Here is a 24174-nt window from a genome sequence, read left to right on the forward strand (position 1 = left end):
TCCTCCTTCCTGAGAACTAACAGATTATATCTCCTAATTTCTCGGTTAATTTCATGTTCTCACTGTAATCAACTGGACAATCGATAAATACAGGTTTATTCATTGCTATCGCTTCTTCCAGTGCTGGCTTCAAATCTTCTGCTTTATCTATTTTCATTGCTTCAAACCCATATGATTCAGCAAGTTGAATATAGTCGGGATTGCCAAATTTAATATAGGATGCACGATCGAATTTCTTTAATTGGTGCCATTCAATTAGCCCGTATCCATCATCTCTCCACATTAAGACAATAATTGGCAGATTCAGTCGTTTGGCTGTTTCCAATTCAGCACCTGTCATTTGAAAAGAACCATCTCCACATACCGCTACAACATTACGTTCCGGGTGAACCATTTTTGCTGCAATTGCACTTGGAACAGCCACACCCATAGAAGCAAGACCGTTCGATATCAGGCATGTATTTGGTTCATAACAGTGGTACATCCGAGCCATCCACATTTTGTGGGCACCAACATCAGATATAGCAATATCCTCTTCCTTTAAAACAGACCGTAAATCGGCAATGATTTTTTGTGGCTTTACTGGGAAACTGGAATCATCCTTATATGATTCAAATTCATCCAATGCCTTCTTTCTTACACCTGCAACCCAATCCATATTTCTGTCTTTGGATTCAAGTAGTCCCGCTAACTGTTGAAGGTTTGCTTTTAAATCTCCTAAAACACTTAGAATAACCGGGTAATTTTCATCGGTCTCAGCTTCCTCAGTGTCGATATGAATAACAGACTTTTTGCCATCCGGATTCCAATCCTTAGGCGAATATTCAGCCATATCAAATCCAATGGTAATAATTAAATCGGAACTGTCAAAGCCACACGTAATGTAATCCTGTCCGCCAATCCCAGCTGTCAGCAAGCTGTGCTCATTTTCCCAGGGTACAGTTCCTTTTCCCATAAAAGAATTGACAATAGGCAGGTGGCTTTTATCAATCAGACTCCGCATTTCATCTACGGCCTTTTGCCTGGTAATACCATTTCCTGCAAGAATAATTGGGTGCTCTGCCTCCTCAATCAATTTTGCAGCACGTTTGATTATTTTAGGGCTTGCTTCAGTATGTGGTCTGTCAGTTGGTTTTATTGGAGATGCATCAACCTCCATGTCAGCAATATCTTCAGGGAGATCAATGTGTGTTGCTCCCCATTTCTCTTGCCCCGCTACTTGGAAAGCTTTGCGAACGACTTCAGGTGTGATTTCTCCTGTTTTGATTTGGGCATTCCATTTTGTAACAGGCTCATACATATTTATTAGATCATAGTACTGGTGAGAAATTTTATGATGCCGACTAAGTCCAGCTTGGCCGGTAATTGCAACTAACGGATCATGATCCATATTAGCATTGGCAACGCCTGTCATAAGATTTGTTGCACCTGGACCTAATGTAGCTAAACAAACACCCGGTTTCCCAGTTAATCTGCCGTATGTACCAGCCATAAAAGCAGCGCTTGTTTCGTGTCTAGTTACGATAAAGTCAATAGTAGAATCGTAAAGCGCATTAATGACATCGATATTCTCTTCACCTGGAACTCCGAAAATATATTCAACTCCCTCGTGCTCCATACATTTAACGAGTAATTCCGCAACGTTCATCAGCATCCATCCTTTATTTATTTTTGGGCAGTATTAAAGTGCAACTAAAAGCTTTACCGAAAGCCAATTTTGCTTCGCAGTTAAGAAAGTATAACTACTTTCTTACTGCATAAGTGCAACTAAGGCTTTCGCTATTAAAAGCTTTCGCGAAAGCCAAGTTTGCTAATAGTTTTTGTTAAAAGATGATTAATTATAAGTACAAATTAAAAAGTTAGGCTATGATTCCAATAAACTAGTCAGCATGATGAATAAGCTATCCGCATAAGATTATATTAACCACGCCCTAGATGGAGGGAACAGAATGGATATACTAAACAAGGTGAAAAGCCACCGTGAAGAAGAGAAAAGGCTAAATTGGGAAGGAACATTTGCTGAGTACCTGGAAATTGTAAAACAAAGGCCAGAAGTTGCCCAAACGGCTCATTCACGCGTTTATAATATGATTATAAGTTCCGGTCTATCTGAAAGAGATGGAAAGAGGATGTATGACTTTTTTGGTGAAGAGATATTTGGACTTGAAGATTCGATTGAAAGGCTAGTAGAAGAGTACTTTCACCCTGCAGCAAAGCGACTTGATGTAAGAAAGCGAATATTATTGCTAATGGGGCCTGTTAGTGGTGGGAAGTCAACAATCGTAACAATGTTAAAGCGTGGTCTCGAAAGGTATTCCAGAACAGATGCTGGTGCTGTTTATGCTATTAAGGGGTGTCCTATGCATGAGGATCCACTCCACCTTATTCCAAAACATTTACGTGAGGATTTTTCAAACGAATATGGTATTCGCATTGAAGGAAGCCTGTCACCATTGAATTCGATGCGACTTGAAAAGGAATACGATGGACGTATAGAGGATGTAAAGGTTGAACGGATTATTCTTTCGGAGGATAAACGTGTAGGGATTGGAACGTTCAGTCCGTCAGACCCAAAATCACAGGACATTGCTGACTTAACTGGAAGTATTGACTTTTCAACGATTGCTGAATTCGGATCAGAATCAGATCCCAGGGCATATCGCTTTGATGGTGAGTTGAATAAGGCAAATCGCGGCATGATGGAATTCCAGGAAATGCTGAAATGCGATGAGAAATTTCTCTGGCATTTACTATCACTGACACAGGAGGGTAATTTCAAGGCAGGCAGGTTTGCCTTGATTTCGGCTGATGAACTTATTGTAGCGCACACGAATGAGGCAGAATATCGCTCCTTTATTTCTAATAAAAAGAATGAGGCCCTTCATTCCAGAATCATCGTAATGCCTGTTCCGTATAACTTAAGAGTGAGTCAGGAAGAGCGTATCTATAAAAAAATGATAAATGAAAGTGATATGGCACATGTTCATATAGCTCCACATGCATTAAGGGTTGCCGCTATTTTTTCTATTTTGACGAGACTGAGCGATTCCAACAAGCAAGGGATAGACCTTGTCAAAAAGATGCGCTTGTATGATGGAGATAGTGTGGAAGGGTTTAACCAAATTGACGTCGATGAATTAATGAAGGAATTTCCGAACGAAGGGATGAATGGGATTGATCCGCGTTATGTGATTAACAGAATTTCATCGACTATTATACGTAAAGATGTTCCTGCAATTAATGCCCTTGATGTTTTACGATCGTTGAAAGAAGGATTGGATCAGCACCCATCCATATCAGAGGAAGATCGAGAGAATTATATGAATTATATATCTGTTGCACGAAAAGAATACGATGAAATTGCCAAAAAAGAAGTTCAAAAAGCATTTGTTTATTCCTATGAAGAATCAGCTAAAACATTAATGAATAATTATCTTGATAATGTTGAAGCATTCTGTAATAAAAATAAATTACAGGATCCATTAACAGGTGAAGAAATGCAGCCAGATGAAAAACTAATGCGTTCGATCGAAGAACAAATTGGTATCTCAGAAAATGCTAAAAAAGCTTTCAGAGAAGAAATTCTCATACGCATTTCTGCTTACGCAAGAAAAGGCAAAAGGTTTGACTATAATTCGCATGACCGTCTGCGGGAAGCAATTCAAAAGAAATTGTTTGCCGACTTAAAGGATGTTGTTAAAATAACTACTTCTTCACAAACACCGGATGAATCACAACTTAAGAAGATAAATGAAGTGGTTGCAAGGCTAATCGATGAGTATGGCTATAACTCCATTTCGGCAAATGAGTTATTGCGTTATGTAGGAAGCTTACTCAACCGTTAAATCGAATTGTTGGAAATAACAAGACTAATTGTTCACGAGGTCTTGTTATTTTTTTAGCAGATAAGAATGTATAAATACTTTCTTATCTGCATAAGTGCAACTAAGGCTTATCCATTTTAAGGCTTGGATAAGCCAAGTTTTCTAACCATTTAAGAAGTATTGAACTGCATGCAAATAAACGAATGCCAAGTCTAACACCTTAATATGTGTCAATATTTGTCTGTAATTGCATAGAATAAAGAAAACTAATAGCAGGAGGGGATTGATATGAAGGAAGATAAGGAAAGTTTTGCGGTCTCCAAGGAAGATTGGTCCCTCCATCGTAAAGGTTATCAAGATCAACAGCGTCATAATGATAAAGTAAAGGATGCCATCAGGAATAACTTACCAGATTTAGTAAGTGAAGAAAATATTGTGATGTCTAATGGTCGCGATATTATTAAGATCCCGATTCGTTCTTTAGATGAATATAAAATCCGTTACAATCATGATAAAACCAAACATGTGGGTCAAGGGGATGGAGATAGCGAAGTGGGCGATATCATTGCTCGTGACCCGGGTGGGGAGAGTGGTGATGGGAACGGGAAAAAGGCGGGCGACCAGGCTGGAAAAGATTATTATGAGAAAGAAGTTTCACTAGCAGAATTAGAGGAAGTTTTATTTAGAGAATTGGAATTACCCAATCTGCAGCAAAAAGAACAAGCTGAAATTAAGACAGAGAAAGTCGAATTTAATGATGTCCGTAAGAAAGGACTTATGGGTAACATTGATAAGAAACGGACAATATTAACGGCAATCAAAAGGAATGCAACTGAAGGAAGACCCGGAATTGAACCTATCAGCAATGATGACTTACGATTCAAGACGTGGAATGATGTTGTTAAGCCAGAATCAAAAGCAGTTGTTCTTGCGATGATGGATACGAGTGCATCGATGGGGAAATTAGAAAAGTATCTGGCCAGGAGCTTCTTTTTCTGGATGACAAAATTTCTTCGCTCCAAATATGAAACAGTAGATATTGCATTTATTGCCCACCACACAGAAGCGAAAGTTGTAACAGAGGAGGCATTTTTTTCAAAAGGTGAAAGTGGCGGCACAATATGTTCTTCTGCCTATAACCAAGCATTGAATTTAATTGATGATAAATATAATCCGAATCGTTATAATATCTATCCATTTCACTTCTCGGATGGTGAAAATATAACGTCAGATAATCCGAGATGTATTAAATTAGTGAATGAGATCATGGATGTTTCGAATATGTTTGGTTATGCGGAAGTAAACATGTATAACCGCCAGTCAACACTAATGAGAGCCTACAGCGGATTTGATAATCCAAAATTCCGCCATTACATCCTCAAAGGAAAACAGGACGTCTACCACGCACTAAAAGAATTCTTCCAAAAACAAGAAGTAAACGCTTAGGAAATACCCGGGGAGTACGCACTTCCCGGGTTATCTTGGTGCCTGTCACTCCCCGATATTTGTCGAATAATATTTCTTATGCTAGTTCAATTTTATAAACTCCTCTAGATGTGCTCAGTAAGAAACTCGATCCGTTAAATTCATATAATGAGGAGTCTTCCAGTGGTATTTCATATATTTCTGAAGGCAATGGCTGGTGTTCCTTGAAATCGGTATTAACATTACCTATGCCATTAAATTGCAATGCATGCATGGGTTCATAGTCATCAATTCTTCTCGTGTTAGTAGAGTAAGAAATATTTTTCAATTGTATTAATGTTTCATCTACATCATCAAGTTCAATCTTTGAAATTTTAATTGTTTGCCCATTCCAATTATTTAATAACTCGTTAAATTCCTCAATCGATAAAAAATGCTGATCCATGGTAATCCCTCCTAGACTTTATATTTTCCATGATTGAATTAATCATTCAGGAAAGGAAAAATGGAATAACTTTTCATAGGCAGATGCTGTTCCGAACCTCCAGCTGTCTAAATGAATAATCTATAGGCAGAAGGATGAAGATTCGTAACTAAATAATTCAGGAGTGAATATTATGCAACTTTTTTACACGGTCCGTCCTGGCGACACATTGTATCAGATTGCAATTCGCTGGGGGATACCAGTTGATTCTCTAATCGCTGCAAACAATATACAGCCCCCTTACACGATATTTATTGGGCAACAGCTTTCTGTACCACCAGGTGTTGATGTTATTCGTGTAAGGGCAGGAGATACCGTTTATAATCTCTCGCAGATTTTCAAAGTTCCACAATCTGTCATTATCGAAGCGAATGGACTTGAGCCTCCTTATATTATTCAAGAAGGACAGTTATTGAAAGTACCGCCTGGCGTTCCTTACTATATTGTCCAACCTGGGGATTCACTGTTTCAGATTGGCAGAAGATTTAACGTTACTACTGGTGGACTCGTTAATACAGAGCTGATTAGAAATGTGAACCGTTTACCAACTAATGCTATTTTTCCTGGGATGAGGTTAATCATTCCTTATGCACCGCCTGGGTTGAGCGGGTCAATTGCTTACACAGCAAACACTGGGGATGGATTCGATATTTGGTTATATGACCTTATGAGCGGTTTTAGTACGCAGCTTACAACAGGTTTAGGTGAATCCTTTTCTACACCTTTTTGGTCCCCAAATAGTAACAAGATAGCTTTTGTTGGAAAAAACGCAATCCTCTATGTCGTTGATGTAGAAGAGGGCACTGTTGCACGTATTGATCAATTTGATGAAGGGTTTGGCAATTATGTAAGTTGGTCCCCAGATAGTCTGAAGCTAACTTATACAAAACAAGATGAAATTATTTTGTACAATGTTAATACACACGAAGCACAGCGAATAAGTCAGCCTGGTGCGACAGATGTACAGTGGTTTCCAAATGGTATGGAACTTCTTTTTCAGGCACCTGATGAATCAGGGGTAAGCCAGCTTTACCGTATTAGGCAGGATGGATCCGATAAGCGACAAATCACGCAAAACACAGGTGGAAGGCATAATAATGTACGTCTTTCTCCAGATGGTTTGTATGTGCTTTATACAACTCCTGGCGCTAGCATTTCGCTAATCTTTATCGTACAAATATCAACAGGTAGCGTCTTTGAGGTAGTGGGTGGGCCACTTGCCAAAAATTATTTCCCTGAATGGTCACCTGATTCAAGAACGATTCTCTATAGTGCTACTGCGTTTGAAGACAGGGGGTATTTCTCATTAATTCGAACTGCTGGAAATCAAGGGCAGAATGATCGTACAAGAGCAATTTCAAATTGTTTTGCTACACCAGTTACATGGTCAAGCGATGGTAGCAGAATCGCCTATTTATCAGGCTGTAACGAGCAGGAATTTGCCAACGAAATGTGGATGATGGATTTAACACATCCAGTACCGATACGGTTGATATCGGGTGTTTCGATTATAGCTTTACAGTGGTCACCAACACCTAGATCCTCATTGAAAAAAACGTATACTAACGCTGAATTTAACGTTCAGTTTCAATACCCAGCAAATTGGCAAAGCGTAACAGCAGAAAGATATGAGGGGCCAGATGGATTTTTTCAGATTTCGGCAATATCCTCAGATAGTCCGCTCAATCAGGTTTGCCAAAACGAAGCATTCCATCCGCTAATGCCATATGGATCTGCCCCACGGATTGTTAACACACATATCCAGTCTCAAGAGGCGTGCTTTATTTTTCCATCTGCCGACCAGCCACCCGAAATGGAGAATCAGGTAGCCTTAATTGTCCGATATCCGAACCCTGTTCAAATAGGCGAAGACACGTACAATTTCTTTATTTTATGGGCGGATGAAAACCATATAAATGAAATTAGTGCAACACTTTCTTTTATTCGATAGTTCATTATTCCTTCCTGGCGTCATAAACTATAGAAAGCACACCTGGAGGGATTATTTTGACAGAAACAAAGGCACTTAATCGCGCGATCGATGAAATCACGGAAATTGCGACTGAGTTTGGTCTTGATTTTTATCCGATGCGTTATGAAATTTGTCCTGCTGATATCATTTATACATTTGGAGCATATGGCATGCCAACACGGTATAGCCATTGGAGTTTCGGAAAACAGTTTCACAAAATGAAGCTGCATTATGACCTTGGTCTGAGCCAGATTTATGAACTTGTTATTAATTCTAATCCCTGCTATGCATTTTTACTCGATACAAACAGTATAATTCAAAATAAGCTCATAATTGCCCATGTACTCGCTCATTGCGATTTCTTCAAAAATAATGCCCGATTTGCAAATACAAGACGGGATATGGTCGAGAGCATGACTGCGACCGCCGAGCGAATTGCTAACTACGAAATGATATATGGAAAAGATGAAGTCGAGCAATTTCTGGATGCTGTCTTATCGATTCAGGAGCATATTGACCCATCTATAATAAGACATAAGCTCCCAGCACAGAGTGAAGAGGAAGAAGAGACAACGCCAAAAGTTAAAACAGCCTATGATGATTTATGGAATTTGGATCAAAGTGAAGCAGATAAACAGCCAAGTCCAAGAAATAAACGAAAGAAGTTCCCGCCAAATCCGGAAAAAGATATATTGCTATTTATCGAGGAGTACAGTCGTGAGCTTGAAGACTGGCAACGCGACATATTAACTATGATGCGGGAGGAAATGCAATACTTTTGGCCACAGCTCGAGACAAAAATCATGAATGAAGGCTGGGCTTCGTATTGGCATCAACGAATCTTACGAGAAATGGATCTAACTACTGATGAAGTAGTGGAGTTTGCTAAATTGAACGCAGGGGTTGTGCAGCCTTCCAGGCAACAGATCAACCCGTACTATCTAGGTCTAAAAATGTTTGAAAATATCGAGGAACGCTACAACAACCCGACAGAAGAAATGAGGAATTTAGGGATTGAACCAAATTCAGGCAGGGAAAAGATGTTTGAAGTTCGCGAAATTGAATCCGACATTTCTTTCATTCGAAACTATTTAACAAAAGAAATAGTGCAAGAAGAAGATATGTATTTGTTTGAAAAGCAAGGAAGAGACTACCGGATTACCGAAAAGGATTATGAGAAAGTCAGAGATCAGCTTATCTCGATGAGGATCAACGGCGGCTTCCCGTATATACAGGTTGAAAACGGAGATTACCTGCGAAATGGTGAGCTATATCTAGTCCATGGCTACGAGGGAATAGAGCTTGATCTAAAGTATTTGGAAAATGTAATTCCATACATCTACCAGCTATGGGGTCGTGATGTGCATATGGAAACCTATGTGGAGGAAAAACAGGTTGTATTTTCGTATGATGGGAATAAGATGCACAGGCGATTTGTATAAAAAAAGCCGGAGATATGATTGGATATCTCCGGCTTCTTCAATTTACTAACTTTGATTTTACAACTTAAAATGTCTTTAACATTTATTCACAAACTCTCATTTGACTACTGTTACTGACTTGATGTTGAAAGATGGTTCTCAAATAAATCTATAATTTCCAGAAATCTTTCAGCTTCTCTAAATGTATGGTCAGCGAGGAGTGGATGAATATTACTTTTAATGCGACAAGCCTCTATTAACTCTCTTGCTGTTTTCTTAAAATCCCGTAATGAAACTACTGAAACTCTGTTTTGATCCAGGAATTGATCCAGTATTGGAACAGTTTCAGATTGCGGACGCATAGAATCTAAATCAACTGCCTGGAAAACCAGTTGATCAAAATCATGGCTGAATTCTCTTGCCTGTTCCACTAGCTGTCTTTCAGAAGGATCTAAAAGATGTCCGATAAATTTGGAATGGTCTGCCATAATTTTTAAGAAGAATAGATTTTCTTTGATAATCGTATCAGGTTCGGGGGCAAGTTTTCCTTCGTTGAGGTCTTTTAATCTGTTGGCAAAATAAGCGGCTTCTCTGCTAATATGGTCGACTAATAATGGAAAGTTATTTGATCGAATTTCACAACGTAAAGTTAACCCTAAAACTTTTCTTTTGTAACTCCAAATGGCAACAGCTGCCTGATAAACCTCTTTGTTAAAAGCTTGAACTTGGCGGAGATCTGAATTTACAGAAAACCTTGCCAACTTTTCTTCTATTCGTTCAAAAAGTGTGATGAACTGTTGGGCTTCTTCAATTAATCGCTTTTGTTCGTAGGTAAATCCCAAGCTTAAAAATAAAGCATGCTCCTTCATGATCCTCGACCAAAATTGAATTTCGTCCAAGGATTTCGTTACAATTGGGTTTGACAATATATCCCCTCCTGATTTTACTCTTCCTTCCCATATTTATGTATGTCAATTTGTCCCTATTCTTGCTATTCCATAGGACTGTATAAAACCTTTTTTCGATGCTTTCTTAGATTTCTCGCTTGTAAGGTGAAAACAGTGATTCGCAGGTTAAATCTCACCAATACTCAAATATTTTCACCATTAAAATTCACAGTAAAAAATGGCTTGGATATTCCTCCATGCTATTTTCATTACTAATATCTGTTGTTAAATTAAAGTGCCGCTAGCACAACAATGTTTTCTAGAATCAGATAATAACACATTTAGATAAATAAATTTAAATACTAAACAATTTTTTTACTCATAATAATTCCTAAAATAATAAATACTATTTTGACAATAATGCTATAAATATTAGGATGTGTCTCTATATAAAGAACGTGAAAATTACTAATAATTATCAATAGCGAAATCCTTGATAAAACAGTACCAAAAAATAAACCTATTAGACCTCCAACCAGCGTATTATTTATATCCATTAGCCAATAATCACCTTCTCCTTTGGATAATGATATAAATCCCTTGTTTCTTTACCTCTCATGAGAAACAAAAATGAGAATATCCCAATTCTGCCTACAAACATCATAAAAATAATGACACATTTACCGATTGTGCTTAACTCTGAAGTAATTCCCATGGAAAGTCCAGTTGTCCCAAAAGCTGAACAAACCTCAAAAATTATTTCTATGATTGGAAAAGGCTCAATGCTAGCTAAGAAAATAATTGCGGTTGCACAAAGCATAATTGCCGTTGTAATTACAATAAAAGATCGATTAATATCATCTGGATCAATTTCTCTTCCATACACCTTAATACTGGATTTACCTTTAGCATGATTAAGAATCGCTAATAACATAATAGCGAACGTTGTGGTTCTAATTCCCCCACCAACACTACTTGGAGAGGCACCGATAAACATTAAAATACAAATAACTAACAATGTAGGAATTGTAAAGTCACTAACATCCATGGTAGCTAGTCCACCATTTCTTGTGGTAACGGATTGAAACAGGCTATAAAATATTTTCTCATGCCATAGCTTGTCTGCTAAAAAAGCGTTACGTTCTAATACATAAATTGCTAGCCAGCCAGCAAGTAGGAGACTAAAGAAAGTGAAACTAGTTATTTTTGTAAAAAGGGAGAAATGATATTTATTATTAATATCCCGGTAATTTCCACTAAGTAAATCCTGCACCTCTATTAGTACAGGAAATCCAATTGCTCCTAAAATTAACAGAACCATGTTTATAAATTGCACAAAGTAATCATGCGCAAAAGGGATTAGTGAAGATCCGGTTATATCAAATCCTGCATTAGTTGTTGCGCTCACAGCTCCAAAAAATCCCTGTAACAAAGCTTCCTGCCATGTGTCAAAATAACTCAAAAAATATGTGCTCAAAACGATTGTTCCAAACAATTCAATGATAAGTATTATTTTAAAAATACTTATCATTAATTTTACTAATCCAGAAAACGTGGTTCTATTTTGATCAATCTTAATTAACTGTCTTCCCCGAAGTCCAACTTTCTTTCCAAGTATTATCCAAATAAACGTTCCTAAAGTCATAATTCCAATTCCACCAAACTGCAGAATTATAGCAAGAACTACTTTACCAACTGCATTAAATGTTTCCGCAGTTGAAACAACAGTTAATCCGGTAACACTTATTGCGCTTACAGCAGTAAATAATGTATCTATAAAGGACAAGCCTACACCTGTTTGATGAAAATAAGGTATGCTTATTAAAATTGTTGAAAACAAAACTGCAAATAAGTAAAAAAGAACAATGAGATGAATAGTAGATAAACGATTTATAAATAATTTGAATGCTGACATCACTGAAAAACCCCTTAACACGCATTTAAGCTATCCCTTATCAAAAATCATAACTATATCATAAGACTTAACATGAGAAAGCACAATATAAAGTTAGATAGAGTTAAATGATTATTGTTTCCATAATTGATTCTAATAATCACTTCAACTTTGTTCTACCGACTTGATTGAAAGAATCCAATCCAATGCAAAATATATTTGTATGGAGAACACTTAACTTATATTAATTTAAAATTATGTAGATACTGTAAATAACACCCTAACAAGGAAAGGAAGTACCAACTTGAAGCAAAAACCAGTGCGTAAAGAATTTGCAGTAATTGGGTTAGGGCGTTTCGGTGGAAACTTGTGTAAGGAATTGGTAAGCCAAGGTGTTGATGTCCTGGCTTTAGATAAAAGTCTAGAACGTGTTCAAGAATTTTCATCTTTAGTTAGCCATGCTGCGGAACTAGATGCTATAGACGAAGAATCATTAAAAACAGTGGGAATTAGTAATTTTAATTGTGTAATTATCAGCCTTGGCGAGGGTATACAGTCAAGTATTTTAGCAACGCTTATCCTGAAAGAAATGGGAATAGAACAAGTGTGGGTAAAAGCACAGGATGAATATCACGAGAAAGTGTTAAGAAAGATTGGTGCTGATAAGATAATTCACCCTGAACGTGACATGGCGATTCGTATTGCGAACCATATAGTATCAGATAAAGTAACTGATTACATAGAGTTATCTGATAAGTATAGCATTGTGGAAATTATAGCTAGTAAAAAAATTGCTGGAAAGACATTATCGGAACTTGATATACGAGCTAAGTACAATTGTAGTGTGATTGCAATTAAAAGAAGCTCCAACAATATTTTAATCTCTCCTCCGGCTGATACAAAAATTATTGTGACCGATGTATTAATTGCAATAGGGAGTAATAACAATCTTGAACATTTTGAGAATGAGGGAGTGTAGCTAGTTGAATGAGAAAAACATAATAAAAAGATTAGATCCTCCCCAATTCTTATTATTGATTTTTTTGACATTTATATTTATAGGAACTTTATTATTAAAGTTACCCCTTGCTACTACTGACCATATTACTGTTCTTAATGCTTTTTTCACAGCAACATCGGCAATGACAGTTACTGGTCTTATAGTAGTAGATACAGGAACAGCGTTTACTTTATTTGGGCAGATTATAATTCTTCTTTTGATTCAACTTGGAGGATTAGGAATTATGACTTTTGCAGTTTTTATTTTTTTAATGGCAGGTAGAAAGATTGGTTTTAAGGAACATGTATTAATTACCCAATCATTAAACCAAAATTCAATTGGTGGCGTTATTATTCTTGCAAAAAAACTCTTAGCATTTTCTTTAATAGTTGAAACTATTGTATTTACCTTGCTGTCAATCCGTTGGGTACCCATTCTAGGCTGGAAGGGTGGTTTGTTTGCTAGCTTATTTCATTCTATCTCTGCTTTTAATAATGCGGGTTTTTCCACTTGGTCAGATAGCTTATCACGTTTTATTGGAGATCCAATTATTAATATAATTATTACATTCTCATTCATACTAGGTGGTATAGGCTTTACAGTGATCTTCGATATTTGGAAGAAGAAAACGTTTGGAAAGTTCAGCTTACATACAAAACTAATGGTCATTGGTACGATTATAATAAATATCATTTCAATAATATTTGTGTTATCACTAGAATTTGATAACCCAAAAACAATTGGTAACCTCTCATTAGGTGATAAAATACAAGCATCCTATTTTCAAGCATTAACACCTAGGACTGCAGGATTTAACACGCTTGAGATAGCTAGTTTAAATGACCCAACCCTGTTCTTTATAATTTTATTAATGTTCATTGGTGCGGGTAGTGCCTCAACAGGTGGCGGGATAAAATTGACCACATTTCTCGCACTTATGCTCTCTGTTAGTTCATTTATTAAAAAGGAGAGTGAAATAAGTATTTTTCAACGAGCAATTACTGATTCAACAGTCGTCCGTTCATTAGCCATTACTGTCATTGGTGTCACTTTTGTTTTTATAGGCATTTTCATTCTGGATATAACTGAAGATGCCTCGTTTATTATGATTGTTTTTGAAGCTGTATCCGCATTTGGTACTGTTGGTTTGTCCATGGGATTAACAGGGGATTTAACTTCGGTTGGTAAAGTGATTATTATTACTATTATGGTCATCGGTAAAGTTGGACCATTGACACTAGCCTTTTCTATAGCAAATCATAAAAAAGTTAATGTTCGATATGCAAGAGAAGAAATATTAACTGGCTGATGGAGTAATTATTTATAGTAGTTATTACTTCTTACATTACAAGTAATATAATAATCAGAAATGTGGTGTAAAAATGGAAAATCACCAAATAATTATTGGTTGGAATGAACGATCCAAGCAATTAATTAAGGAAATTAATGAAAAAAAAGAGGATGAAAAAGTCGTATTAATTGATGCTACTCTAGATAATCCGCCTGAACTTAATTTTACGTTTATAAAAGGAGATGCCTCTAAAAGGGATACGTTGGAACAAGCAAATATCGAACATGCTAAAACAGTTGTTGTGACTTCGGATTTCACTGGGGGTGAAGAGGAGGCAGATCAGTATAGTATTCTAGTTACAATCTCCATAAGGGTAGCTAATCCGAATGTGAAAATCATAACAGAACTTCATACAAAAAAACATGTTGAAAATGCTAAAAGAGCAGGGGCTACAACTATCATTCGAGCTAATGAGTTTATGGGAGGAATATTTTTCCATGAAACGTATACTGATTGTTTAAATAGGTCATCTATTGAACAAATAATCTCCCAACAGTATAAAACTTTGCCTGTTCCTAATAACTTGATCGGAAAACAGTTTAGAGAATGTCAGAATAAATTTTTAGATAAGGATGATCTGCTCATTGGGGTAATTTGTGATGGAAAAATGTCAGTTAACCCTGCTTCTGAAAAAATAATAAACAATGGTGATTTGCTGATTTCAATATAGTATTAACTTGTCGAGCGGCACCAGTTAGCTTAACAATAATTATTTTTCCTGACTTCCTATTGGTCCTTTTAATGAATTATTTATGACATTACCGTCGATGTTTTTTAAAAATAACTTTCCAATATCTTTCCTTCTTCATTAAGAAATTGTAATTCACTCTTTTCAAATTCATCCGAACTTAATCCATGGAACAACCATGCTTTCAATTCTTTACCTTCCAAAGGGATAATATCAGCATTATGAATACCCAGTTGTACTTTAGCAACTTCGGACGCAGCAAATTCAATTCGGTAACCATCATGACCTGTTGAATTTCCAGCATTTCCTTCAGCAATATCTCCAACACCGACCATTTCATCAAACTTCCAACCATATTTATTTTTAGTTATTATTGCTGCCGCTAAATAGTTCTCTGGTTTATCGACTTCAGAATAGAAAAAGACATATGATACATTCTTGTCTTCAGAGAATTTAGTATCAATAATTTCCAAAATCTCAAAGTTTGGTTCTTCTGTATTATTTAAAGCCTCTACTGGTGTAGCGAATGAATTATTCTTTTTGTTAAAATCTAAAGAAACAAGCTCCCTCCAGGAAGGTCATATCGGTTTATGTACGGACCGCCATTCTTATTTATTACTAGTAGTTTGCCATCCTTTACATATATTCCATATACACCAAAAGACCTATGATATCTCTTTTCAGACATAATAATCCACCTCATTCTTGTTCAACTGCCAGTGCTAGTTAAGTACATTTACTTCAATTTATTGTCGAAAGGTATCAGCTACTAAATTACTAAATTCTCTTAGGTAGTAAAGGTAATTGTCATCACCATAGTTGTATCGCTTGTTATACATTTTAGCTACAACAACATTGTATTCTGGAATCACTAAAAGAGTTGGTCCTGTTATTCCTAATATTTGATAAGAACCCTTAGGGACTCTTTCCCCAATCTCACTGTTATCGGCAGGATTACCTTGTACATACCAAAACAGTCCATTTTGTGGGAGGTTAATATTTTTAAAGATAGGGCTTTGAATTTGAGTTGCGGTTTCTATCACTTCTTTTGGAATAATTTGTTTCCCATTCGCAATGCCTTTGTTTAAATGAAGATTTCCCCATTGTGCAAACTCTGATGCAGTCGTATGTAGGTTTGATTGAGTACCATTATTGTAACTGCTCAACTTATATGAACCATTTTCATCTGGATTAACAATTTCTTTTACTAACGCTTCGTTCTCCGTAGTTTGCCAGACTGTTTTCTTTAAACCCAAAGGTAAAAAGACTCGCTCATTTAAAAGTTCTGGAAAACTCTTATTAAAAAGTCTATTTACCAACCAAGTAATTATTAACACATTTATTCCTCTATAAGCCCATCCATTGCCTGGTTCAAACTCTCTAAAAATAGTGCCATCTTCTTTTTCGTGTAAACCGTGTGAATGAGTTACTAAATGCCGTAATGTGGTTTTTCCAAGTAGTTGTTCATCTATTTCTTCAAAATATTCAATTGCATAATCATCAAGGCTTTTGATTTTCCCTTCATAAAGAGCATAGGCCACTGCTAATCCAAGATAGCTTTTTCTTGCAGATGCTACGTTAAATAGCGAGGATGAATTGATTGGATCTGCTTCAGTAGAATTAGAATGATAACCACTATAATGTTCCAATATTACTTTGTTATCTTTCAGTATATATAATGAAGAAGCACTACTCTTGTTTTTTTCTTTTATATCCTCAACCCAATCAATTAATTTTTCAAGCTTCTTCATTATAATTTCTCCTTTCCTTCACAATCTCGTACTTATTTCAGCAAAAATAATCAGAAAAACTTGTTAAATCATCGAATTCATTTCACAAATTGTGTTATAATACGAACAAACGTTCTTAAAAGGTGGTTTGAGCATGAATGGATTAATTCAGCATTCAGTTGATACTAAAGAAAAGATCGTTATCTTTTATATGGATCATAAGAACAACGTAACGGAGCGCTATATCCGTGTAATCAATTATAATGATGATAAAATTCTTGCCTACTGTTACTATCGAAAACAAGTGCGTACATTTAAACGCAATAATATACTTTCCGTTGGCCCAGCCAGAAAACAAATGGAGGCGTAGACATGCGTGTGAACAATCGATTAGGCGGGGAAAAGTTGGCGAAGATGAAGATGGCTTGCATGTGTGAAAGCAGTAAATCCAAATAGCTAGGGCTTTACTGTCATAACAAATCAGGAAACAACCCAAATCCTCCTGACTGAAATGCGAAGTAACCAATAAGAAGCACAAATATTAATTGGAAGATAGTATACAGATAATCATTTTGTCCCTTTTTATACTTCCATTCGATGATTGCTCGAAATACCTCTTGCAAAAATAAAAATACCATTGATACCATAAAGACTGCCAATGAATTATTAATAGGTAAACTTGGAAGGTCATAAAATATAATAGCTGCAACAATAGTCGCAATAACAGTTAGTGTTACAATAATCCGATCACCTTTTTTATGTAAATCATTCACATGAGTTTGCGAAAAGAATTTGGTACGTTTAACCTTAAGTATTTTTCGCATTATCGTATTAAAGATAAATATTATTAGAGATAGTACGACTATTAGCACGATTAACTTCCCAAATATAGGTTCTTGCCCCGGGTACATAACGATTCTCCTTTTTAAAACTGCCAACGATAAATTTCGATAACGTCTATTCGAATTCCTTTATTCTATACGAATTAACAATTAAAAAGTTCCCGTATAGTCGCGTTTTGAATTAGAAAAGACGCATGATCACCCCATGCGTCTGCTACCTTATACAGAATTGAAATTCACCTTCACCTGTACCAAATCCTGTATTTCATTATTTCTTGGGCTGCGTGTATATACCCAAACCTCCCCGGTGCTTGCGATTGGCTGCCTGTCAAAAGGTAAAGTGCTTTCAAACCTTCCATATGCCGGTGCTCCTTGATCCGCCATTACAGATCGCTCTTCAGAGACGATTACCCCGTTACTATCGCGTACCTGATGCAGGACATTCGCTTCAAAAGCTCGCGCCCATCCTGTAACCATTTGTCCGCTTTGAATGACGGTTCCGGGTAAAGGGTCCATCACAGCAATATTTTCTGAAGTTTCAAGCGGAATAATCAACGCATATCCTGGCCAGATGGTTGTTGGTGAAAAACCTGGTCGATCCAAATTAGCGCGAATAATGTTGGCTCTTGGAACCCCAAATCGTTGTTCCATTTGATAGATAGTGTCACCTTGTTCTACTGAGTAAATAAATGCAGGAACAATTAATGGCTGCCCGGGGTAAATCAAGCCAGGATCCTGAATATCTGTGTTGATTCCAGCAATCAGTTCGATAGCTGTTGAGAACCGTAGAGCAATTCGATTAAGTGTGTCACCAGGCGCTACTACGTAAAATGTGGAGATGTCGTTTGTTGAATTTGATGGGACGACTAAGAACTGTCCGGGAAAAATCAGATCAGGTGTGGTTACGGGAGGATACAGATAATTAGCATCTGCAATTGCCTGTGGCGTACTGCCGAACCGGTCAGCAATGGCATACAATGTGTCGCCTGGCTGTACTTGATAAATAAAGTATGTGCCTGTTGCAATACTCAAACATATCACCTCCTAAAGTTATGAAATCTGCTTATATAATACGTAACAAACGGGCGAATGTGTATAGTGTGTTGGCAAACTAGAGGAGCGGGATAAATAATAACTGTTTCCGTTTCCTATCACATAATTCAGAATTACACTTTAAAATGTAACTGAATGTGTATAACAAATTGCATCGTATTTGTAGTGATACTTGTAATTAAAAATAACAAATCTCAGTTCAGTGAACTGAGATTTTTCCTTGAATTTATTTTCAAATGCTCATTCAACTAACGCGCACTTTACTTGAAGGCGATGAAGTTGCTAATAATTATTTATTACTTTCTTTTCTATATAGTTTTCTTCACTTATCTCTTTCTCACTAACTAAGAGTGATTGGAACGCTGCAAACAGTTCTTGTATATCTTTCTCTTTGTTAATTAAGTTAATACTTTTTTGATACTCTTCCTCATTCTTATATTTTGAAATCTCCATCCATTTCGTACTATCCTCATTGCATTGGAGATAAATAGTAGTAAAATCCAAATATTTGTTATAAATTTCTGACGCTTTTTCTTGAATACTTAAATACTCGTCCACTTTATCATTTTCAATATGATATTGATAAACTTTTACAAACATTATTCTCCCTCCAATTTTATAAACCTTATTAAATAATCCTGCTACTATAGTTGAACAAGAAGTGCAATTACTTATTCAAGGAAAGCTACCCGTTTGTTGAAGAGTTTAGATCTCAGCTAACATAATAACACCAAAAAACAGTAAAAAAATTACTATTAAATAAACTCCAACTACCAATGAAGCTATTAATTTTCGTTTAGTATTTTCAATCTTAATAAGCTCTTCCAACTGTTTCTCATTCATTATACGTTCTCCTCTCATAACTTCTATAATTTATTTAAGTTAAAAATCTGTTCTCTTCAACTCTTCTGCTGCTTTAGAGGAACAAGCAGATTCAATTTCCTATTCAAGGAAAGCACCCGATAGTTTAAGAATTATTAATCCTTTTTTATATACGCCTTTGATATTTACTGTGTCCATCTGTTAAACCGACAAGTTCAAATTTATTATTCTTATAAAAGTTATTTAATTTTATATTATCCGCAACACAATCTAATTTAAGATATTCTTTATCACTTTCATTGTTCTGTATCCAATCTAGAACACTTCTACCCATTCCGTTCTTCATATATGTAGGAATAATTGCAAGTCTATGTAAGTAAAGCGATTCTGAGGAAATATCGTCTCCCCAAATATGCCTGTCCCATTCACTTTGTTCAGATAAAAGTGTAAATGTAGCCACAATATCGTTATCTTTCAAAACAATATACGTTTCTTGATTAGATATGGCTTGTTCAATTTCTTCATCATCACCACCATCTAATAGAAACCCCCATTGATTTATTTCATTATCTTTCATCCATAGAGCTATCTGTTTTAACATTTTAATAATTTCACTACTATCCTCATTCGTAGCAATTTTTATATTGAAACCTTCAACGTAATCCAAGTTCATTTTTTACCTCCTCATAGATTATCTTACATTTTTATTCTCTGTGATAGGTAACGGAACCCGTTCCATCCAACTAACTATACTGTTTTTCGTGTCCTGTAAAGCAAGGCTCCAACCAGCGCCAGGAAATAAACAAGCAATCCAATAAATGTATAGACATACATGATTGGCTGATTTTGAACATACCCAACGATTGGCACATTTAAGAGCAGTAATAAAGGAAATCCAAACATTATTGCTGTCGCACTTCCCATCACCATATTATCTGCTGTATTGGATTGGAATTTTGGATCAACTGCCTTTAATAGTGCCATTCCAGTTGATATTGTACCGGTTTGCATTCCGTAAAATCCTAATACGTTTGGCAGTTTATTTTCAGGGAACACGCGCGGTCCAATCCAAAGTAAAAATGCGATGGTCACAAAGCCGCCTAAGGTAGTTAATATCAGAATTGGGAAAGCATACTCCTGTAATGCATAAATCGAAATAGCAGCTATAGATGCAGTTATCATGTAATCGAACGAAAAGCCGGAAATTCGCTGCAGTAAAAAGTTGTTCGGTGAATGTTCAAGCTGAAGTCCAGCATTTTTTAATCGATTTAAAACAGTTCGGAAAAACATCGCGTACAAGCTTCCGATTAAAAAGTGGAATCCAATGATTAGCTGGGCAAAAGTTGCTCCAAATGTTCCAAGTGGCGTCAATACTTTGTCTAACCCGTATATGGTCAAATATGTAACCAGATAAATGAAGCCGATTAATGCTATTTGATAGGTTAGCTTATCGATTGCATCACTTAACGGAATTTCATCTGGCTCTGACCTTTCTATCACTTGTTTATGTGTTTTGACTGGGCCAGATTCGGTTTTCTGGAACTTTTTGCTGCGGGCTAACAGGTTCATCAGGATAATCCCGACGACCGTCGCCCAGATAAAGCCTATCCCGGCAATCGTTAAACCAAGGTTCCCGCCCCCAACTAGTCCCAGTTCTTCCCACTGTGTACCTATTGAATATGCTTGCCCGGGACCCTGACCGAATCCGAGTGGCAGCAATAGTCCAACACCTGGGAAAAAGTCGGGATAAAATGTTTCGACAAGGATCATGAATAAACCAAAACCGACCAATCCTTGGATGAGGTATGTTGAAACGATCATGAGGCCTGAGTTAAGGATTGCCGGGCTGTTTTCAACTTCCCGTTCTTTTAACGATAAAGCAATAAAGCCAATAGCCATTAAATGGTAAACCAGATTCCCAAGTAAATCCTTATCAAAGTTGATCCATCCTAGCAGTTCAGGTCCGACGATTAGCCCAAGGAAACCAGCAATCATGGACGTTGGTACAATTAATTTTCGCAAGGCTGGAATTCTAGCTTTTAATACAGCGGCAATAACAATTAAAAAAGATAAAAGAGCAAAATCGAGCACTAATGACCAGGAGTTACTCATGAGATAACCTCCTTGGTCTGTTTAGATTCCAATGCCTGTGCGGTTTTGATTGCCATTAACCATTTGTATGCCGAGGTTTGGGGCTGATAAAATACAATTCGGTAAAATTGATCTTCATAAAAAAAGTCCAGCTTATGATGAAACTGAATATTAATCCCTTCCAGATCCTCAAATGCAAACGCATATTGCTCTCTATCATCTCCATCGAAAGTGATTGTTTTATTGTTCCACTTCAAATCCCCTTTAGAAATAAGCCGGAATGGTTTATTGTCCCAAGATATAAACAGCTTTACATGGTCCTGCATTGCATTATTCCAGTTCTGCTGCCAATCCGGGTCAAGTAAGGTGGCTTTCAGAAATTCAAGCTGCCATTTATTCCAATCACGAGGAGTAGAATAATAGATGGGGTGTGTTACTTCTTCAAAATTTCCTAAAAGTGTGTAACGAACGGTATAATCACAGCTCTGACATTCAAACAGGTCATCGTGCGAATGCAGCTGTCCAGGTATTCTACAATGTGGACAAACAAACAACAGGCGTTCCAAGTAGTTTGCTAGATTTTTCCCCTGATATTCACTCGCAATCTCGGACTGCCATTCCATTTCATTATGGTAAAGCGCTTCGGTTAGCTTTTGGTTTATGACGTCAGGTGAATCGTTTGAAAAAGCTCCCTGATCCCATTCTTTTTTATAGGAAATAGAGATTAAGCCTTTGCGATGTTTATCTGCCCACCTTGGATGAGTAAGATGGCCACCACGAATAGTTGCAACTACAACAGGAATGTCTAACAGCTTGACTAGTTTAGCTGTTGAATAAATAAGCGGCTCGGTGTCACCATCCCAATTACGGTTCCCCTCTGGAAAAATACCAATAACCCGATTATGTTTTTTAGCTTTCAGCACACCTCTTATCGTGCTAGTATCATTTTTAAATTTCATTTTAGGAATGGCGCCAACATAATTTAATATTCTTTTTAAGAAAGGATTTCGAAAAAGAGGGTCAGCAGCAATGAAAGAAATCGGTTCTTTTACATAACTATTCAGAATCAGCGGATCCCAGTTGTTTACATGGTTAGATAAAATAATATAAGGTGGTCTCATGTGAAGTGTGTCATTACGTTCAATCACTATATTTGAACGTCTTCTGGTAAAGAAACGGATAGGAATTAACAGCATATTTATTATCCACATATTCGGTTTATTTTCGATACTCATAGTTTCACATCCAACGATAAAATTTATGAAATAATTACGCTATTATTTTACCATACTTAAATACAAAAAAAGCTATACCCCATGAGTTTACGGAGTATAGAGAGGCAGTGTTAGTACCACAAAAACATGAATTTAGAATTAATCTAGTTCATTTGCACAAAAAGACATTAGATCATTTCGTTGGTTGAGTTTCACATCTAATAATTGACTAACTTGTATTAATGAAGGATCTGTAAACTCACTTCCATTCGCTTTAACTTGATACATCAAAGATTTGAGCATTTTAATATCATCGTTAATAATCTTAAGAACATCTTCTATATCCAAATCACATCCCCCTTCCAGGAATAAGGAGTGTATTCGAAAGCTGGCTGACTTATTGGAAAATCCAACTTAGTCCCTGTAGCTTTGCGTCATCATTTTTCAATGATTTTGCCATTTTCGTACATGATGTGATGGTACTAACACAGTTTATTCTATAAAAGATATTATTCACAATATACTATATATACTGAATTAACGCAAAAATCATGAATAGATATTGAATTTAAACTTGCTTCACCTGGATTATTGTCCCGTCTTTTAATAAAACGCATAGGATAATACAATAATATGAATAAGGAAGTGAGCAAGCGATGGGATTATATATTAATAATGATGATCATCCAGATGTCTTTATGAATGGCAGCGATATTCTGGAGCCGAACCAGGGATACTTTCGCGTAGATTATTTCTCCGAGATGATAAAAGAACAGAAAGAGCTAAATAAATCATTATCGAATTCGTTCCGTGACTTAAAATCGTTATACCACCAACAAACTAATACGCAAGCAGGCAGGTGGCAGGAGGTTGGCAAACAGCTGGAAGTATTAAAAGAAAGTAACCTTCAGCATCAAAATTTCGAAAAGCAGGCCGTGCAATGGCTGACAACATTAGATAGAAACAATGCAAAGTTACAAGCTATTTTGGAGAACGGTGGTCTTTTAAATAAGGAGATTGCAGAGCAAGTCAATCGCTTAGGCGAATCGAACCAAGCTATTGTAGATCAGTTAGGAAAATATGAAAGCTCAAGCCAGTCACTCGCATCACATATGAGTGAATTATATGATCTCAACAAGCAGATGTCAGAGCGGATTTCCACACAAGATGATAACCAGGATCAAGTAATAAACCGACTGGAAAACCAAGAAGCCCTAATGGAGAAAACATTAAGGCAAATTGATCAGTTTCGATCCATCCTTTTTGAACGAACCAACTATATAGCAGAAAGTATTGAAAACAGTTATAATCTTACCTCCACATATGTCTATAAACTGATGACTGGATCAGAACAACCACTTTCCCTATTTATGAAAAAGCAACGAGAAGAAAAGTGGAAGTCTGATTAACTGAATGAAATGGCGATACTGTAATACGGTATCGTCATTCTTTGATACAATGTAAACAAAAGAAGTC

The 24174-nt window shown here is 36.5% G+C and carries 23 protein-coding genes, 1 pseudogene and 1 riboswitch; of the genes and pseudogenes, 9 read left to right on the forward strand and 15 right to left on the reverse strand.

The window, feature by feature from the left end; all coding sequences use genetic code 11:
* Nucleotides 1-16: 16 nt before the first annotated feature.
* The gene (locus BMY13_RS00710) at nt 17-1648 is read right to left on the reverse strand and encodes an acetolactate synthase large subunit (protein WP_092501729.1); all 1632 of its coding nucleotides are present in this window, start codon (nt 1646-1648) and stop codon (nt 17-19) included.
* A 301-nt stretch (nt 1649-1949) separates the two neighbouring features.
* On the opposite strand from BMY13_RS00710, the gene BMY13_RS00715 reads away from it, so the two are divergent.
* Together BMY13_RS00715 and yhbH are read left to right on the forward strand one after the other, a co-directional pair.
* Entirely contained in the window at nt 1950-3845 is a 1896-nt protein-coding gene (locus BMY13_RS00715) for a PrkA family serine protein kinase (protein ID WP_092501731.1), read from the forward strand.
* A 267-nt stretch (nt 3846-4112) separates the two neighbouring features.
* The gene (yhbH, locus tag BMY13_RS00720) at nt 4113-5270 is read left to right on the forward strand and encodes a sporulation protein YhbH (RefSeq protein WP_092501733.1); all 1158 of its coding nucleotides are present in this window, start codon (nt 4113-4115) and stop codon (nt 5268-5270) included.
* A 76-nt stretch (nt 5271-5346) separates the two neighbouring features.
* Here the strand turns inward: yhbH and ymzB are convergent, their stop codons facing one another.
* Entirely contained in the window at nt 5347-5694 is a 348-nt protein-coding gene (ymzB, locus tag BMY13_RS00725; RefSeq protein ID WP_092501736.1) for a protein YmzB, read from the reverse strand.
* Nucleotides 5695-5866: 172 nt separating this feature from the next.
* Here ymzB and BMY13_RS00730 point away from each other — a divergent pair, with 172 nt between their 5' ends.
* Both BMY13_RS00730 and BMY13_RS00735 read left to right on the forward strand, forming a co-directional pair.
* Complete coding sequence (locus BMY13_RS00730) at nt 5867-7684, forward strand: LysM peptidoglycan-binding domain-containing protein (protein WP_092501738.1); 1818 nt, start codon at nt 5867-5869, stop codon at nt 7682-7684.
* A gap of 56 nt (nt 7685-7740) precedes the next feature.
* Nucleotides 7741-9147, forward strand: coding sequence for a SpoVR family protein (locus BMY13_RS00735; RefSeq protein WP_092501740.1), 1407 nt, complete (start codon nt 7741-7743; stop codon nt 9145-9147).
* A 110-nt stretch (nt 9148-9257) separates the two neighbouring features.
* Here BMY13_RS00735 and BMY13_RS00740 read toward each other — a convergent pair whose 3' ends face one another.
* Both BMY13_RS00740 and BMY13_RS00750 read right to left on the reverse strand, forming a co-directional pair.
* Entirely contained in the window at nt 9258-10052 is a 795-nt protein-coding gene (locus tag BMY13_RS00740; protein ID WP_092501742.1) for a DUF2935 domain-containing protein, read from the reverse strand.
* 517 nt (nt 10053-10569) lie between these two features.
* Nucleotides 10570-11928, reverse strand: a complete 1359-nt coding sequence (locus tag BMY13_RS00750) for a TrkH family potassium uptake protein (protein WP_092501747.1) — start codon at nt 11926-11928, stop codon at nt 10570-10572.
* Nucleotides 11929-12226: 298 nt separating this feature from the next.
* Between BMY13_RS00750 and BMY13_RS00755 the strand changes: the two genes are divergently transcribed.
* The 3 genes from BMY13_RS00755 to BMY13_RS00765 all read left to right on the forward strand — a co-directional run bounded on the left by BMY13_RS00755 (nt 12227) and on the right by BMY13_RS00765 (nt 14928).
* Nucleotides 12227-12886, forward strand: coding sequence for a potassium channel family protein (locus tag BMY13_RS00755; protein WP_092492190.1), 660 nt, complete (start codon nt 12227-12229; stop codon nt 12884-12886).
* Between the two features lie 4 nt (nt 12887-12890).
* Nucleotides 12891-14216, forward strand: a complete 1326-nt coding sequence (locus BMY13_RS00760) for a TrkH family potassium uptake protein (RefSeq protein WP_092501750.1) — start codon at nt 12891-12893, stop codon at nt 14214-14216.
* Between the two features lie 73 nt (nt 14217-14289).
* Nucleotides 14290-14928, forward strand: a complete 639-nt coding sequence (locus BMY13_RS00765) for a potassium channel family protein (protein WP_092501752.1) — start codon at nt 14290-14292, stop codon at nt 14926-14928.
* Between the two features lie 104 nt (nt 14929-15032).
* Here BMY13_RS00765 and BMY13_RS00770 read toward each other — a convergent pair whose 3' ends face one another.
* The 3 genes and pseudogenes from BMY13_RS00770 to BMY13_RS00780 form a co-directional block, all read right to left on the reverse strand.
* The gene (locus BMY13_RS00770) at nt 15033-15419 is read right to left on the reverse strand and encodes a hypothetical protein (protein ID WP_092501754.1); all 387 of its coding nucleotides are present in this window, start codon (nt 15417-15419) and stop codon (nt 15033-15035) included.
* Between the two features lie 86 nt (nt 15420-15505).
* A pseudogene (locus BMY13_RS00775) lies at nt 15506-15634 on the reverse strand (DNA mismatch repair protein MutT); the annotation flags it as partial.
* Nucleotides 15635-15692: 58 nt separating this feature from the next.
* The gene (locus BMY13_RS00780) at nt 15693-16697 is read right to left on the reverse strand and encodes a serine hydrolase domain-containing protein (protein WP_092501756.1); all 1005 of its coding nucleotides are present in this window, start codon (nt 16695-16697) and stop codon (nt 15693-15695) included.
* Between the two features lie 133 nt (nt 16698-16830).
* Between BMY13_RS00780 and BMY13_RS00785 the strand changes: the two genes are divergently transcribed.
* Complete coding sequence (locus BMY13_RS00785) at nt 16831-17046, forward strand: hypothetical protein (protein WP_092501758.1); 216 nt, start codon at nt 16831-16833, stop codon at nt 17044-17046.
* A gap of 100 nt (nt 17047-17146) precedes the next feature.
* On the opposite strand, the gene BMY13_RS00790 is transcribed toward BMY13_RS00785, so the two are convergent.
* The 8 genes from BMY13_RS00790 to BMY13_RS00820 form a co-directional block, all read right to left on the reverse strand.
* Entirely contained in the window at nt 17147-17587 is a 441-nt protein-coding gene (locus tag BMY13_RS00790) for a DUF4181 domain-containing protein (RefSeq protein WP_092501760.1), read from the reverse strand.
* A gap of 150 nt (nt 17588-17737) precedes the next feature.
* Nucleotides 17738-18550 (reverse strand): LysM peptidoglycan-binding domain-containing protein, encoded by an 813-nt coding sequence (locus BMY13_RS00795; protein ID WP_092501762.1) that lies wholly within the window; start codon nt 18548-18550, stop codon nt 17738-17740.
* A 303-nt stretch (nt 18551-18853) separates the two neighbouring features.
* Nucleotides 18854-19171, reverse strand: coding sequence for a hypothetical protein (locus BMY13_RS00800; RefSeq protein ID WP_092501764.1), 318 nt, complete (start codon nt 19169-19171; stop codon nt 18854-18856).
* Between the two features lie 105 nt (nt 19172-19276).
* Nucleotides 19277-19414, reverse strand: coding sequence for a hypothetical protein (locus BMY13_RS19350; protein ID WP_175476674.1), 138 nt, complete (start codon nt 19412-19414; stop codon nt 19277-19279).
* Between the two features lie 145 nt (nt 19415-19559).
* On the reverse strand, nt 19560-20066 hold the full coding sequence (locus tag BMY13_RS00805; protein WP_245735951.1) for a GNAT family N-acetyltransferase: 507 nt from the start codon (nt 20064-20066) through the stop codon (nt 19560-19562).
* Between the two features lie 74 nt (nt 20067-20140).
* Nucleotides 20141-21505, reverse strand: a complete 1365-nt coding sequence (locus tag BMY13_RS00810; RefSeq protein WP_092501766.1) for a sodium/glutamate symporter family protein — start codon at nt 21503-21505, stop codon at nt 20141-20143.
* On the reverse strand, nt 21502-22719 hold the full coding sequence (locus BMY13_RS00815) for a lysophospholipid acyltransferase family protein (protein WP_092501768.1): 1218 nt from the start codon (nt 22717-22719) through the stop codon (nt 21502-21504). The genes BMY13_RS00810 and BMY13_RS00815 overlap by 4 nt, the downstream gene beginning before the upstream one ends.
* 138 nt (nt 22720-22857) lie before the next feature.
* A complete protein-coding gene (locus tag BMY13_RS00820) occupies nt 22858-23046 on the reverse strand; it encodes a Spo0E family sporulation regulatory protein-aspartic acid phosphatase (protein WP_092491119.1) in 189 nt (62 codons plus the stop codon).
* Between the two features lie 32 nt (nt 23047-23078).
* Nucleotides 23079-23166, reverse strand: a riboswitch (cyclic di-GMP riboswitch).
* 188 nt (nt 23167-23354) lie between these two features.
* Here BMY13_RS00820 and BMY13_RS00825 point away from each other — a divergent pair.
* The gene (locus BMY13_RS00825; protein ID WP_092501771.1) at nt 23355-24107 is read left to right on the forward strand and encodes a hypothetical protein; all 753 of its coding nucleotides are present in this window, start codon (nt 23355-23357) and stop codon (nt 24105-24107) included.
* Nucleotides 24108-24174 lie beyond the last annotated feature (67 nt).

Origin of the sequence: Virgibacillus subterraneus (assembly GCF_900110695.1) — a bacterium.
In the GTDB taxonomy this organism is placed as follows: domain Bacteria; phylum Bacillota; class Bacilli; order Bacillales; family Amphibacillaceae; genus Lentibacillus; species Lentibacillus subterraneus.

What these genes read in the sequence shown, in the direction of transcription:
- BMY13_RS00710 (WP_092501729.1), bottom strand. Translation starts at nt 1,648, where the DNA reads ATGAACGTTGCGGAATTACTCGTTAAATGTATGGAGCACGAGGGAGTT.
- BMY13_RS00715 (WP_092501731.1), top strand. Translation starts at nt 1,950, where the DNA reads ATGGATATACTAAACAAGGTGAAAAGCCACCGTGAAGAAGAGAAAAGG.
- yhbH (WP_092501733.1), top strand. Translation starts at nt 4,113, where the DNA reads ATGAAGGAAGATAAGGAAAGTTTTGCGGTCTCCAAGGAAGATTGGTCC.
- ymzB (WP_092501736.1), bottom strand. Translation starts at nt 5,694, where the DNA reads ATGGATCAGCATTTTTTATCGATTGAGGAATTTAACGAGTTATTAAAT.
- BMY13_RS00730 (WP_092501738.1), top strand. Translation starts at nt 5,867, where the DNA reads ATGCAACTTTTTTACACGGTCCGTCCTGGCGACACATTGTATCAGATT.
- BMY13_RS00750 (WP_092501747.1), bottom strand. Translation starts at nt 11,928, where the DNA reads ATGTCAGCATTCAAATTATTTATAAATCGTTTATCTACTATTCATCTC.
- BMY13_RS00765 (WP_092501752.1), top strand. Translation starts at nt 14,290, where the DNA reads ATGGAAAATCACCAAATAATTATTGGTTGGAATGAACGATCCAAGCAA.
- BMY13_RS00780 (WP_092501756.1), bottom strand. Translation starts at nt 16,697, where the DNA reads ATGAAGAAGCTTGAAAAATTAATTGATTGGGTTGAGGATATAAAAGAA.
- BMY13_RS00785 (WP_092501758.1), top strand. Translation starts at nt 16,831, where the DNA reads ATGAATGGATTAATTCAGCATTCAGTTGATACTAAAGAAAAGATCGTT.
- BMY13_RS00790 (WP_092501760.1), bottom strand. Translation starts at nt 17,587, where the DNA reads ATGTACCCGGGGCAAGAACCTATATTTGGGAAGTTAATCGTGCTAATA.
- BMY13_RS00800 (WP_092501764.1), bottom strand. Translation starts at nt 19,171, where the DNA reads ATGTTTGTAAAAGTTTATCAATATCATATTGAAAATGATAAAGTGGAC.
- BMY13_RS19350 (WP_175476674.1), bottom strand. Translation starts at nt 19,414, where the DNA reads ATGAATGAGAAACAGTTGGAAGAGCTTATTAAGATTGAAAATACTAAA.
- BMY13_RS00805 (WP_245735951.1), bottom strand. Translation starts at nt 20,066, where the DNA reads ATGAACTTGGATTACGTTGAAGGTTTCAATATAAAAATTGCTACGAAT.
- BMY13_RS00810 (WP_092501766.1), bottom strand. Translation starts at nt 21,505, where the DNA reads ATGAGTAACTCCTGGTCATTAGTGCTCGATTTTGCTCTTTTATCTTTT.
- BMY13_RS00815 (WP_092501768.1), bottom strand. Translation starts at nt 22,719, where the DNA reads ATGAGTATCGAAAATAAACCGAATATGTGGATAATAAATATGCTGTTA.
- BMY13_RS00825 (WP_092501771.1), top strand. Translation starts at nt 23,355, where the DNA reads ATGGGATTATATATTAATAATGATGATCATCCAGATGTCTTTATGAAT.